The sequence below is a fragment of the Chloroflexota bacterium genome (genome assembly GCA_014360905.1).
GTDB lineage: Bacteria > Chloroflexota > Anaerolineae > UBA2200 > UBA2200 > JACIWX01.
The window spans coordinates 1-13,326 of sequence record JACIWW010000021.1; the positions used below are offsets into that span (position 1 = coordinate 1).

A 13,326-nucleotide genomic window follows, 5' to 3' on the forward strand; every position below is an offset into this window, starting at 1 on the left:
AATTCATTCCCCGGTCTGGCGCGGTCTGTTACAAGGGATAGCCATCAACGAACGGCTACGCTCTGCCCATTCGTTCCCCTACTCGCTGATGGCATGCCTGCTCCCGGCGGACCACAGTCCGCCGTTCCCCGGCGTGGGCTGTTGCCCACGCCGAGCGAGGAAGGCGGCTAGTAAACTACCTAACGGTCTGTGCTCCACCTTCGCCGCGGAGTAGAACGTATCGGCTGGAGGCGCGGGTTAGCCCGCGCCTCTTTGGCCTGGAATGTTCGCTTGCCTCCATGCGCCGTCTGGCACTAGTCCTCACCGATTGCGCAGGATAAGGGGCAGGTAAATCTTGTTGATCAGTTGCTGAATAGAGAACACCCCGCCGCCCCTTGTCCCGGCATAGAGGGTGGCCGGCGTCGCCGGGTCGATCGCCAGGGACTGGACATTGGTATTGGTCAGGCCGGTGTTGACCGCGCTCCACGAAGCGCCGCCGTTCGTGCTCTTGAACACCCCGCCGCCCCTAGTCCCGGCATAGAGGGTGGCCGGCCTCGCCGGGTCAATCGCCAGGGCCCGGACATCGGTAGCGGTCAGGCCGGTGTTGACCGCGCTCCAGTTCCCGCCGCCGTCGGTGCTCTTGAACACCCCGCCCCATGTCCCGGCATAGAGGGTGGTCGGCGCCTGCGGGTCAATCACCAGGGCCCCGACATAGGTATCCATCAAGCCGGTGTTGACCGCGCTCCACGAAGCGCCGCTGTCCGTGCTCTTGAACACCCCGCCGCCCAATGTCCCCGCATAGAGGGTGGCCGGCGTCGCCGGGTCAATCGCCAGGGCCAGGACAATGGTATTGGTCAGGCCGGTGTTGACCGCGCTCCACGAAGCGCCGCCGTCCGTGCTCTTGAACACCCCGCCGCCCCCTGTCCCGGCATAGAGGGTGGTCGGCGTCGCCGGGTCAATCGCCAGGGCCGCGACATAGGCAGCGGTCAGGCCGGTGTTGACCGCGCTCCACGAAGCGCCGCCGTCCGTGCTCTTGAACACGCCGCCGCACACTGTCCCGGCATAGAGGGTGGCCGGCGTCGCCGGGTCAATCGCCAGGGCCCAGACAGAGGCAGCGGTCAGGCCGGTGTTGACCGCGCTCCACGAAGCGCCGCCGTTCGTGCTCTTGAACACGCCCCATGTCCCGGCATAGAGGGTGGTCGGCGTCGCCGGGTCAATCGCCAGGGCCAGGACACGGGTATCGGTCAGGCCGGTGTTGACCGCGCTCCACGAAGCGCCGCCGTCCGTGCTCTTGAACACCCCGCCGCGATATGTCCCGGCATAGAGGGTGGTCGGCGTCGCCGGGTCAATCGCCAGGTCCCAGACATAGGTATCGGTCAGGCCGGTGTTGACCGCGCTCCACGAAGCGCCGCCGTCCGTGCTCTTGAACACCCCGTCCCATGTCCCGGCATAGAGTGTGGTCGGCGTCGCCCGGTCAATCGCCAGGGCGTAGACAACGGTAGCGGTCAGGCCGGTGTTGACCGCGCTCCACGAAGCGCCGCCGTCCGTGCTCTTGAACACGCCCCATGTTGTCCCGGCATAGAGGGTGGTCGGCGTCGCCGGGTCAATCGCCAGGGCCCGGACACGGGTATCGGTCAGGCCGGTGTTGACCGCGCTCCACGAAGCGCCACCGTCCGTGCTCTTGAACACCCCGCCCCACTCTGTCCCGGCATAGAGGGTGGTCGGCGTCTGCGGGTCAATCGCCAGGGCCTGAATGTTTCCGCCTTCCGGCCCAATGCTGGTCCAAACGTTAGTCCCGGCGGAAACGGGATGTAGCTGGCCGAGGCTCATCAAAAGAGCCAGCAAGCCGATAAGCAGAACTTTCCCAAGTGTGGTTGTGCGTGACATGGTGCATCTCCTTTCTCTGTGTTCTTCGCGTTCATTTTTGGACTCCTTTCCATGAACTTTCGCCCACGACTTGAGCGCGCTAACGGCGCGGACGCTGCGCGTCCGCGCTAACGGTATCCGCTTCAGCTGCACGCGGAGCGATGGAGCGCAGCGACCGAGCGGAGCGTGTCGGCTCCAGCCGCATGTTATATAACCCGAACGAAGTGAGGGCGAGGAGCGAAGCGACGAAGCGTTCCGCCCGCCAGTCTTTTTCATTATTTGTTTTTATCGTCATAATATTCTCCCAGTCTTTCAATTAAGCCAGTCGCTAATTCTCTGTAAGGAGTGCCATGTTGTGTCTTAAAATATGAAATCAAAAGTTTTAAAGTAGAACCCTCTCGGAATACTGTTTTTATAATTCCTTCATCCCATAATTTATCATTGTGCAAAATTTTTCTCCAACTTCTTAATTCCAAACCCTTGATTTCTTCAAAGCTTTCTTTCGGTGTCGTGTCGAAATTAATTTCTGGCAATTCTGGTAAACTGTCTTTCCATTGTTTTAGCCATGAAAGAATATCATCCCATATTTCAGGATGCTCTAAATATTCAAATAATTCTTTGCCATAGAAAAGACGGATTTTAACGCCATAGAATTTTTTAAGTCTCTCAAGTTCTTGAAGATAATAATTTTTGTTTTTAGAAAGGTCAGGGTCAATGAAGTACATAAATCCGAATAGGGCTGAACCATGCTTTTTATGCAAAATCTCAAGTTTCGTCTCAAAATTAGAGACTTGCCCTCGCTTTTTTGCAGAGTCGTGGTCATCTCTCACCTTTTGCTCAATGAAAAAATATACTTTCCCATCTGTAAAATACTGGTCCAATGATAACGTTTCGCCACTTTCATTTACAATGCTTTTAGACAAAATTTTAAAACCGAGAGACCTCAGTATTTCTTCTATAATTTCCTCAAGAGCATCACCCATGCGGATTTCATGGGATTGTAGAAGGTGTTGTAAGACTTTTGCCTGATTTATAATCTCCAAAGATGTTCTTTGTTTTAAAGTAAATAATTCTGAATTATGCAAAAATTCGTCTTCAGCAATTTTTCTTAACAAATCTAACTTTTCTGTCTCTAATATATGTTTATTTAAAATTTTGCAAAACGTTTCGTAATCCATTTATAACACCCCTTTTTTAACTTCATTATATTTGAGTGTTTCTTCGTAGAACTTCAAAATTGTTTCATAATTTCTAAATAAAAATCTTTCTTTGAACTTCAAATAAGGCTCTTTGCTGATTTTTGTTTCAAATCTATTCTTATAATCCTCAGGGGCTATTATGTAAAAATTCAAATTAAAAGAAAACAACTGGACGCAACGATTAATCGCATCTGAAAGTGTTCCGGGACTGTCTACTACCTCAAAAACCTTCTGAGGAAATAAAAAACCTTCCGTATTGAACCATATCACATCTATTCTTTTTACTTCTTCTATTATTTCCGGATAAGTAAAAGATGGAAAATGTTTGAGACTCTCGAGTTGACTTAAAGAAATTCTATCTTTAAAAATAGCAGTTTTGTCAGGTGTGTATGTGAGAAAATTGTGAAAATTCCCTAATTCAAGACAAATGCCTTCTATATAAGGGTGCATTTTTTGTTTTTCCTTTATCTCTGGTGTAGGTTCCTCTTTATAATCTTTTAAAGCAAAAATTCCCAGCCCCACTCTTTTAAAATTTCTATTGTTCTTTATCTCTCTGTATAAAACGCCTCTAATGCCTTCTTTCCAAGCAATACTTGCTTTTACTGCTGGATAATATTTTTCTATGTTCTCGTAAATTTGTTTCCAAGTCGCAATACCATTAAATTCCTCCAAAACTTTTTTTATCGCTTCAACTTTAGTTGTCATAGTAATCTCCTTCTTTCGTGGATGTCAAAATAACTCTTTTGAGAAGCTCTACAGGCTTTTGCGTAGAGTGTAATTTTTTACCATTTTCGTCTTTAAGCCTTTCATTTCCCCAACAAAGAGGGAATACCCAGACATTAGCACCTACCTTACCAATACTAACTTTTTTTGCAAATTCTTTATTGAAAGTATGTCCTTTAACATGTTTATCTTTTACAGCCCAGATTAGGTTTTCAGTAGCATTTGTAAATCTTACACCTAACCAGTTAGGCATGGGATTAGTCTTTACCCATATAACATCGTTAAGTATCCAGTAGCCTAAATCCTGCATAATTTTTCCAATTCTGAAAATGCTGTGATACGTTGCAATAACCCAGATCGTAGCGGTAGGCTTCATTACTCTTTTTACTTCCATAAGGAGCCTTTGGATAAAATAATCGTATTCTTGAAATGAAGAAAATTTATCCCATTCGTCATTTACTCCTTCAACTACAGCTTTTACTGTCCACCGCCTTAATTCTTTGTTTGGTAATTGTAAAAAATAAGGCGGGTCAATAAAAACCAAATCAAAAACTTCGTCATCTATTTTCTTAAGTACTTTGAATGTATCACCTAAAATAACTTTATTCTTAATTTCCTCAAGTATGTATTTCTGTTTATCATCTTTATCTTCCACCACTAAACCCATACTATTAGTTTGGGGTTCCTCATTCTTAAATAAAACTTTTTGTATATTTTCTGTTTTGTTCATTGTTTTAACCTCCTAATTTTTGGGCGGGCGGAATGTCATATAACGGCGCGGCGGATGAGCCGCGCATAGCGGAGGCGCGTCAGCGCCGATGCGAGCGTCGGCTCCATCCGCTTGCTAGCCGGAGGCGAGCGTCAGCGAGCCGAAGGCTAGCAAGCGGACGAAATCCGCCGCGCCGTTAGCGCGGACGCTGCGCGTCCGCGCTAACTATTGAGTAGACCGAACTATTTCGGCCCTGACTACCCCGATTCCTAGACAGAATCAATTCGGTATAGCATCCCGCTCAGTTGACTGATACTGAACCCTGACTATAATACCGGGCGTTTGGGCTAGGCAACTTGGATTGGAGCACCGCTTCCGACGACGCTCATTCATATTTTATATAGCCGAATCCCCCCTTTATCAACTAGCAGGAGGCAACCCATGAATGCGTTCGGCCAGCGCCGGATCATTCACGTCCATCGGCTTGCCGCTCCATTCCATGGCTGCCTGAGCCTCGGGATACCTGTTGGCCAATTCGGCAAAGATGGCGGCCTGCCGTTCCGCCAGGCTCTGTCCCGGTGGCGCCACGACCCAGATGGTCACCCCCATCCGTTCCTTCCCCGTTGACGGGGAGGGTCAGGGTAGAGTGGAGATGGGACTGGGGGTGAGGCAATCCGAGCGCTGAAGCGCTCACTACAAACCTGATGGCCGTCACTCAACTGTAGCGCATTGCTACGGATTTGTCTCCGTCAGACTGCCGAATCGGGCAGCTTGGACAGCGGCGCGACAACGCTCCAACTGAAGGAACAGGTCTGGGATGCACTGGGCAATCTCCGGGTGGTCGCTGACGAGTTCCTCCAAAAGCCACAGGGCACGGGAATCCGAAGCATCGGCCTGAATCCCTTGCAGATAGCACTCGGCTGCTTCGGCGAAACGTTGCTGACTTTCCAAGGAAATGCCCAGGTTCTTGTAGGCATTTTGTCGGCTGGGGTCAATCTGGATTGCCATGCGCAAGTAAGATTCTGCTTCTTCGTGTCGTCCCAATCGGTTTAGACAGTATCCCAGGTTGTTGTGGACAAAATATGCAATGTGCGGGTCAACTGGTTCCAGGGCATAGGCCTGGGCATAATAGGTGCAGGCTGCGTCATAGTCGCGGGTCTGCTCCATGAACTGGCCAAGGGCCAGGTAACATGCTGCCGTCAGTTCCAGGTCATCCGCAACGGCCAGGAGTTTCCTGATGTATTTGCAGGCCCGTTCTTGGCGTCCCTTGTGGCTGCAGAGCCATGCCAGGTCCCAGAGGGTTCTGCAGTATTCATCCTGGCAACGCTTGAGTTTGCTCAGGAGAAGCTGCTCCAACTCTTCGCTGGTAGATTGGGGCACTCTAGGTTTTCCATACCAATTCTCTGACATGCCCATCTCCTTTCACATGGACGCTCATATTTTACCACAAAGTTGCTTTCATTTCAAATGAATTCCTGCTCGGCATGGACAACAGCCCGCGCCTGCTTTCACCGCAGAGCGCGCGGAGAGGCATTAGCAGCAGGCTGGGCGTGGGAGCCCAGCCTGCATAGCCGGGGAATGAATTCCCCGGCTGAATGTGAGAAGCCCCTGAAGGGGCTTGGCAGTTTTAGCCAGGGATTTCAATCCCTGGCGTCCTTGAGCGCTGAAGCGCTCACTACAAACCCGCCAGGGGGAGGCGTGGGAGTCGCCTGGAGGATTTCAATCCCTGGTGTCCATGAGCGCTGAAGCGCTCACTACAAACCCGCCAGGGGGAGGCGTGGGAGTCGCCTGGAGGATTTCGATCCCTGGCCTCCGCTCCGCGTGGGCAACAGCCCACGCGAAAAGCCCCCTCTCCTACGCTGTAGGAGAGGGGGCTGGGGGTGAGGTTATCCGCCTGGAGCGGGGAAGTGTGGCTCACGACAAACGGCTCTACCACGCAATCCACTCCGTGGCATACGGCTCCCGGTGAACTAGCCCCAGCGTGAAATCGTCCTCGTAGTCACAGATACGCGCAGCATCAGGCGGGTTGCTCCCCCACCAGCAGCCCAATATCTCTATGTCCTTGTGCTGCTGCATCTTCACATCCCATAAGTAGTTGTCCAAGATGTTGCAGTCCGCTATCTCCGGCTCCCCCTCGTAGTACACAAGCACCCCAATGCTGTTGTAGCGAATGGTCGAGCTGTACACCCGCGTTTCACCCATCGTTGCTATCCCCCACGTGTTCGAGAGCACGTTGCAGTGTGTGATCACCGCTCCGCCTGCGTCATTGATCCCGTTGCCATAGAGGATGTCCACGTAGTCAAACCGCGCTTCGGCATTGTGGCGCACGTAGATTGGACCCCAGGCTCCGTAATCCGTTGCTGTGTACGCTTGTGTGACCGCGATCGGCTCTTCCGCCGTACCCACCGCATACAGCCGGCCCCACACGTCCCAGTGATAGTCGCCCACCATCACTACTGCTGTACCAGCCGTGATGGTCAGGCAAGCCCCAGGCTCGATCCCCACATTGCAGCGCACGTACACCGCACCAGGCCCCCACGTTGTATCCTCTGTAATCGCAGTGGGGCATATCCCGGTAGGAGTGGGAGTAAGTGTAACCGTTGGCGCAGCCGTTGGAGTATTCGTTGGCGTAGGCGTAGCTGTAGGAATAAGAGTCTCCGTAGGCGTTGCCGTGTCTGTAGGCGTAGGAGTAGCAGGAACCGTGTACTCCACCACCAGATAAGGATCGGACGAAGTGCCACTGTAATCCGCCGACCTGATGAACACGTACTGGTTCCCCGATGGCGCCGTACCATTCACGTCTCTGTCGCTCACCAGCGCATACTTCGTGTCACCCGTCAAATTGATCCCCTCGGTGGACACCGTCATGCTGTAATATGTGCCCGAACTCCACCCATCCCCGGTGTAACGCAAAGTGCCCTCGAGCGCCGCCGAGCCGCCGTACGCCCCGTCAAAGTTCGCTTCGCGCACCTCCGTCGTCTGCGTCAATGCCTCCGTCCAGGCATAGCGATAGACCTTCACATAAAAGTCAGTAACGCTCAAATCTGCATCCGCACACACATACAGCACCGCAGAGGAAACCACCGCATCATCAGGCAGCTCGCTTGTGTCAAAACTCAGATACGAGCGATAAACCGAGTACACATTGCCACCCGTCTTGTTCTGCCCTATCCGCTCCGTTGTGGACGAGACCGAGCCGCTGTAAGACGTGCTCCGCGCCGTGCTGTAGTCCGTGTGCTCACCCCAGATGGAGCCATCCGCCATCTCCCCGTACACCGTCATCGTCGTGTGGATGCGCACGACCGGCGACCTGGCCGGCCACCAGCACGACACGAGACACAGCACAAACACGACACAGGCAACCCTTGTTATCACCCTATTCATCAAATGCACCCCTGTCTACGTCATCGAGATAATCGTTTGGCGCGATCACCTCCCCCTCTACCTCCTCGCGCCACTCTAACTTGTCCAGCACCGCCACCAGCGCCGCCGAGACCAGCATGTCATCGTGCACAGTCGCATCGCGCACACCCCAGCGCATCACCTTGCCCGGTCCAGGCAAGACCTCATACTCGCACTGCGCCACCTCTCGCCAAAACTGTGCAGTGTCCGCTGCGCCGTCATCCGTGTACTCTTTGTACCGCCCCGTCTCGATCACGGCGAGGAAATCCCACCCCAACTCCGACTTGGACACGGACGTGAACTCGAAGGGAACCACCAGCCCCGGAGGATCGTCCTTATCACTCCCAAGTCGCTTGACCAAAAAGCCCGCCAGCCCCGCGCCAATCCCGGTTGCATCCACCACCAAACTCGATGGCTTCCACTGTCCCACCAGATCAACAATCGCCGCGTACACCTCCGCCTGCTTGCGCCCCGTCCACCAGTAGCGGTTCACCACCTCATAGCGAGGATACCCAACGAGGGGATCACCCAAAGTGTTCAGATCCACGCGAAATACTGTAACCACCGTGCTGTCCCTGCGTGGATGCTCCGCGCGCACATCTTCATCCGCTCGCCGCTCCGCATCTTCATCCTCCCCGGCTACGTCAACGGTCAGCGCATACATTTCCCCATCGTGCGGATGCCGCAGCCTACTGTGTGTCCCACGCATTCGCGCGATGCGCTCCGCCGTGAACAGCCGTCCAGCTTCATCTATCTCCTGTAACTCGTACTGTGTCTTGATGATGGGATGGTTCGCACCCAGCCGCGCCATCTCTTTGCGCACGTACTCGCCATACGCCGGCACGATTGCCGCTACCTCTTGCCATGGCACCAGGAACACGCGTTTGACCCCGTCTTGCTGTTGCTGCTGTTGCAGCCTCCGTATTGTCCGCGCCAGCAGCGTCCGACTGGTCCACATCGTGCCGTAGAACACGGTCGTGACGTTCGTGGACGCACCCATCGGCGCAAACTCCTTGTCCCACTTCTCCGCATCCACATCTTGCGCTTCATCGCACTCCAAGAGCACCGACGCCGTCGCGCCCACGACATTGGCGCTAGGATGAGCCGAGAAGAAGAAACAACGACACCAACCAAGACGGACGATGTAGCCCTCGTCCCCGCGTAGAAACTCCCGGTTCCAGGGATTGTCCAGGCAATCGCGCAAGCGCATCTTGCTGTTGATCGTCTGAGGCTTGTATGTCGGCGACGCCTTGACCAGGCTTGCCCCGCGTACCTGTTGGAACAGGTTCATCAAATACGCCTCTAACTGCGCCGACAATTCGTTCTTGCCCGCTTGCCGGCTCATCACCACCGCAAAGGTCAAGCCTTTGCGGTTGATCACGCTATCCACGATCGCCTTCGCCGGCTCTAACTGATACGACCTCAGCGGACGCCTTACCACGACCTTGCTGAACAGCCGTATATCCGACAGAAACGCTTTGATCACCTGCACCAGATTCAAACTCACGCTCCAGCCACCACCTTGCCAAAACAAACAGCACCCGATACAGCCACAACCTCATGCCATGCCTCCCATGTGCGCACGGGCAAACCTCGTGTTCGCCTCCATCTCCTCCACTGCTCTTCAGCCCAGCACCGGGCCGTCCCCCAAAAGTCCCCTGTGCCTATGCCCCACGACGGGATCGAAGCGCGGATCATCCGCCGGACGCCCACCATACAGCGCCACCACCACCGCATCCGAGGGGTGAAAATCATCCCCAACCAACAGGACACAAGACACCCCGTCCACCACCCAATCTTCACGCACGGCAAACGACACCGGCACGCCTGTCAGAACTGTGCCAGGATACCCCACCAGCTCTACCTCCGCCGTGTAGCCATCCCTATCAAAGCCACGTATCACGCCAAACCGTATCGCCGCCACCATCCCCCATCCGTAGGGGCAGGCCTTGTACCCGCCCCACCTTCGCAGATTACCATCTTTTTGCTCCCGGCGGACCACAGTCCGCTGCCATTCCCGGCGTGGGTTCGTAGTGAGCGCTTCAGCGCTCGGATTGTAGGTTTGTAGTGAGCGCTTCAGCGCTCGGATTGTAGGTTTGTAGTAAGCGCTTCAGCGCTCGGATTGTAGGTTTGTAGTGAGCGCTTCAGCGCTCATGGATGCCAGGGATTGAAATCCCTGGCTAAAACTGCCAAGCCCCTTCAGGGGCTCCTCTTCAGCCGGGGAATTCATGCCCCAGCCAGGCCCACGCGAAGTGCGCACTACGAACTCCAGATGACAAGCATCGCCCCTACACGCCCTCCAGATATACCGTCTGCATCCACCCAGGAACACACTGCAATGGCTCATACTCCGTCACGATCCCGCTCACCCGCCGCTTGATGCCCTCGATCCCAGCGCCGGCTTTGCTGTCTGTGATCTCTATCACGTCAAATAGCTCCAAGCCCACATTTGGGCGCGCCTTGATCCATCCGCCATGCACGCGCGCCGCCGCTTCATCCAAGATCGCACGACCCACTCCGTAACATGCATCCGCATCATCCAAATGACTCGCATAGTACACCGACAAAAAATCCACCCCACAAGCCACCCCAGGCATCGGCCAATGTACCTCATATCCCACGCCATTGCCTACTACACGCGCCCGCGTCGGCCAGGCAAAACTATCTACGTACTGCCCAGCAAGGACCTCGCCATCCTCATAGGTATAATCCACAGCGGGATCGCCGCCCTGTTTGTAGGGGATGAAGCAGTACAAGACATCCCCACTATCACCATGGCCAAAACGAGCCACACCGCCCACCAACGACAAAAGACGCCGGAGGATGACGTAGCCCGTCATCCCTTGCGGAAAGACGCCGGCCTCCTTCAAAATCGCATAGCGCTTGTCATCCACACGAAACCACGTCCGCCCTTGCCAGTCCTCTGTACTTGCCACTGCAAAGTAGCCCAGCGTCTCATCCCATTCAGGACTATCATCCAATTCCACATCCCAAAATCCCACCCGACAAGCCAACTCCGCTATGCACCAACGCAAAGTCTTGTCAACCCACACAATCGTGCTATCCGCACGCCACATGCGCAGGACTTCCCACCCATCCACCGCATAGATTCGATATAGATTGACCCCCCTTTCACGGACTTTTGACCCACTGTAGAAGTAGAATGGCCGGCACTCCACACGCTCTGCGCCCTCTGCTGTGGTCAGCCCATGCGCAATAACCACTTGCGCTAATGGCTTCAGCGCTTCTGCAGCACTGCTAACGCCAGCATGGTCATACCGCCCATCCCTGTTGTCCAGCTCCAAGTCCAGTTCCCCACGTTCGGGATATTCTGTGATCCTGTAGCGCAAAACCCGCTCCGCTGTCTCCGTCATCTCCGCATCGGCTTTGCCCGAGTACCACAAATCTACCCGATAGAGTTCGTCAATATCATGCATGTAGATCGTGCATCCGCTTTCCACCAAGTTCAGCCGTTGCGCTACCGACACCGCAAAATCGAGGGAGACTTTGTAACTCCAATGGTCAAAATCACGTGACATGAGCAGCACAGGCTGTTCCCAGGAAAGCCGGCTATCGGAAAATTTGTCAACGTAGGACAAAAGCCACAGGGATCCCAGCGCAGAAGAGGTCCTTATCAGACACGGATAGAGAGGAGAAGAGCCAGCCATGGGGATGCCAGGAGGGGCAATGCCCTGATAGCCTGATAGTTTCGCGGTCGCATAGTCCCACAGCGCCGAGACAATCCGCCCATCGTTGTTGTTCGCCCGATCTAGGCTGGCCACCACGCGATATTTGCTCACCGCAGAATCGTACACCACCGCCAGCCCGTAGCAATGCTCATATTCACCGCCCGTCTCCATCAAGTACTGCACATGCTTCCACCCACCCCATGAGCCACCCGACTTGACCCCCATGTAGATATAGCGATAGCCAGGACGCTCGATCGTGTACCAGCAGTCATTGTTGCCCCCAGACGCCAACTTGTAATGATATTGCGAAGTCCTACCCCAGGGAGTATGCACCAATTGTGAGGAGCCCCACGACACGCCGTTGTCCGTGCTCTCAAAGCACTTGATGTATCCCTCTTCATCCACATAAAAGAGACGCAGCACGCCGGAATTAACCGAGAGTGCTACATCTCCTTTCGGCCAAGGCAGGGCGGATGAAGTGAGCAATGTCCAAGAATAGAAAGCACCCCAGCCAGCAAAGGAAGAAGGAGAAGTTACCCGCGTGACCCGCACCTGCCCCGCCGCGTTAACTCCACAAGCGACCACCGAGCCGTCAGACGCCTGGCATACCGCCCCGATGGCAAAGCCTTGTGCCAAGCCCCCAACCACTGAGAACCGCGGCCACTTATCACGCACGAACACCCGTACCGCCGGCTTTTGCGTACCATCACGTTGCGCCTCCGCTAGCGTCTCCGTAATCGTGCGCACCTAATCCCCCCTTGCACCGCAGAGATGTTGCCTGCGATGTCCCCGCGAAATTTATGTCGAGTTGCTGCGTCCATGACGCCTCGCTTCACTTGCCCCGCTGCCCATTGCTGACAAAGCATACCTCTCGCACCTGCGCCTCGGAGACCGCTGCCAACACGCGCCGGATGAGTGGCGCCAGGCGATGCTGCAGTTTCTCCCGGGCCAGATCGCCTGGTACATGCACGGTCAATACTCCCTCGTGAAAAGAATGCACCTCGCTCCCCAAAAGACAAGTCTCAAAGGTATTGCGCGTCAATTGCAGACGCAATTCCTGCAATGTTTCCTGCCACCAATGATTCATTCGGTCTTCTTCGCTGGTATTATTCGTGATCGGTGCAGCAAGCCCTGTATTGCCTGGCGCAGGAGGGCTATAGCGCTCTGTCACCGTGGTAGGAGATGGGACAGCAGGGGTGATGCCTGGTGCAGCAGGCATTTCCAAATCGCAGGGATGAATCTGGTCTTCGCCCCGACGCTGGCGGGCAAGACCATGCCGTTCGAGCCAGTTGGCGTGGTCGCGCTGCAGGCTGGGAGAGAGGTGGGCGACTTGCTCCGGTCGCAACAAGGGCAACGACTTGCACACGCGGAAGGTGTAACTGGCAGTGGGGCCGTCGCCGTAACGGCTGACCTGCACCAGCCCCTCGCGGCGGAGGGTCTCCAATGCCCCCGCGTATCTGGAGTCTTGCCCGTTGGAACCCTTGGCGTCCGATTTGCGTCTGCCCGTCACCACTGCCCGATTGTGATCGCTATTGGTGAGGATGCGCGCCAGACGCGAGATAGAGGGATAGGCAATGTCGCGCTCGCCGTAGCAGAAGGAGAGCAGCAACTCCCACAGGGCAAAGGCGGTGTTGCCCAGATAGGGACGCCAAAAGTACAGCGCATAGTTGGACACGATGGTATAGCCATGTTGCGCCGGGTCGAACGCATCACCTGCCATATTTTCCACCATTGCTCCCCCTTCCAGAGCGCCACTTCA

11 protein-coding genes and 1 pseudogene are annotated in these 13,326 nt (G+C 54.8%); all 12 read right to left on the minus strand.

Features of this window, described 5'->3' with window-relative positions; genetic code table 11:
* Positions 1–300 precede the first annotated feature (300 nt).
* Entirely contained in the window at positions 301–1,866 is a 1,566-nt protein-coding gene (locus tag H5T67_09280) for a hypothetical protein (protein ID MBC7245508.1), read from the minus strand.
* A gap of 79 nt (positions 1,867–1,945) precedes the next feature.
* On the minus strand, positions 1,946–2,140 hold the full coding sequence (locus tag H5T67_09285) for a hypothetical protein (GenBank protein ID MBC7245509.1): 195 nt from the start codon (positions 2,138–2,140) through the stop codon (positions 1,946–1,948).
* On the minus strand, positions 2,121–3,023 hold the full coding sequence (locus H5T67_09290) for a restriction endonuclease (protein ID MBC7245510.1): 903 nt from the start codon (positions 3,021–3,023) through the stop codon (positions 2,121–2,123). Before H5T67_09290 ends, H5T67_09285 begins: the two co-directional genes overlap by 20 nt.
* The gene (locus H5T67_09295) at positions 3,024–3,749 is read right to left on the minus strand and encodes a hypothetical protein (GenBank protein MBC7245511.1); all 726 of its coding nucleotides are present in this window, start codon (positions 3,747–3,749) and stop codon (positions 3,024–3,026) included. It abuts the gene before it with no gap.
* Positions 3,739–4,434 carry a site-specific DNA-methyltransferase gene (locus H5T67_09300; GenBank protein MBC7245512.1) on the minus strand — a complete coding sequence of 232 codons (696 nt, stop codon included), beginning with the start codon at positions 4,432–4,434 and terminating at the stop codon, positions 3,739–3,741. Before H5T67_09300 ends, H5T67_09295 begins: the two co-directional genes overlap by 11 nt.
* Before the next feature lie 462 nt (positions 4,435–4,896).
* Complete coding sequence (locus H5T67_09305) at positions 4,897–5,079, minus strand: hypothetical protein (protein MBC7245513.1); 183 nt, start codon at positions 5,077–5,079, stop codon at positions 4,897–4,899.
* Positions 5,080–5,208: 129 nt separating this feature from the next.
* Entirely contained in the window at positions 5,209–5,886 is a 678-nt protein-coding gene (locus tag H5T67_09310; GenBank protein ID MBC7245514.1) for a tetratricopeptide repeat protein, read from the minus strand.
* Positions 5,887–7,050: 1,164 nt separating this feature from the next.
* Positions 7,051–7,167: pseudogene (locus H5T67_09315) on the minus strand (chitin deacetylase).
* A 685-nt stretch (positions 7,168–7,852) separates the two neighbouring features.
* Positions 7,853–9,385 carry a hypothetical protein gene (locus tag H5T67_09320; GenBank protein MBC7245515.1) on the minus strand — a complete coding sequence of 511 codons (1,533 nt, stop codon included), beginning with the start codon at positions 9,383–9,385 and terminating at the stop codon, positions 7,853–7,855.
* Between the two features lie 117 nt (positions 9,386–9,502).
* Positions 9,503–9,805, minus strand: coding sequence for a hypothetical protein (locus tag H5T67_09325; GenBank protein MBC7245516.1), 303 nt, complete (start codon positions 9,803–9,805; stop codon positions 9,503–9,505).
* Positions 9,806–10,166: 361 nt separating this feature from the next.
* On the minus strand, positions 10,167–12,314 hold the full coding sequence (locus tag H5T67_09330; GenBank protein ID MBC7245517.1) for a hypothetical protein: 2,148 nt from the start codon (positions 12,312–12,314) through the stop codon (positions 10,167–10,169).
* An 85-nt stretch (positions 12,315–12,399) separates the two neighbouring features.
* A complete protein-coding gene (locus H5T67_09335; GenBank protein ID MBC7245518.1) occupies positions 12,400–13,299 on the minus strand; it encodes a hypothetical protein in 900 nt (299 codons plus the stop codon).
* Positions 13,300–13,326: the final 27 nt, after the last annotated feature.

Bases quoted from the DNA above. Each gene is read 5' to 3' on its own strand.
- H5T67_09310 (MBC7245514.1), bottom strand. From the start codon at position 5,886: ATGTCAGAGAATTGGTATGGAAAACCTAGAGTGCCCCAATCTACCAGC.
- H5T67_09300 (MBC7245512.1), bottom strand. From the start codon at position 4,434: ATGGGTTTAGTGGTGGAAGATAAAGATGATAAACAGAAATACATACTT.
- H5T67_09280 (MBC7245508.1), bottom strand. From the start codon at position 1,866: ATGTCACGCACAACCACACTTGGGAAAGTTCTGCTTATCGGCTTGCTG.
- H5T67_09295 (MBC7245511.1), bottom strand. From the start codon at position 3,749: ATGACAACTAAAGTTGAAGCGATAAAAAAAGTTTTGGAGGAATTTAAT.
- H5T67_09335 (MBC7245518.1), bottom strand. From the start codon at position 13,299: ATGGTGGAAAATATGGCAGGTGATGCGTTCGACCCGGCGCAACATGGC.
- H5T67_09325 (MBC7245516.1), bottom strand. From the start codon at position 9,805: ATGGTGGCGGCGATACGGTTTGGCGTGATACGTGGCTTTGATAGGGAT.
- H5T67_09285 (MBC7245509.1), bottom strand. From the start codon at position 2,140: ATGACGATAAAAACAAATAATGAAAAAGACTGGCGGGCGGAACGCTTC.
- H5T67_09290 (MBC7245510.1), bottom strand. From the start codon at position 3,023: ATGGATTACGAAACGTTTTGCAAAATTTTAAATAAACATATATTAGAG.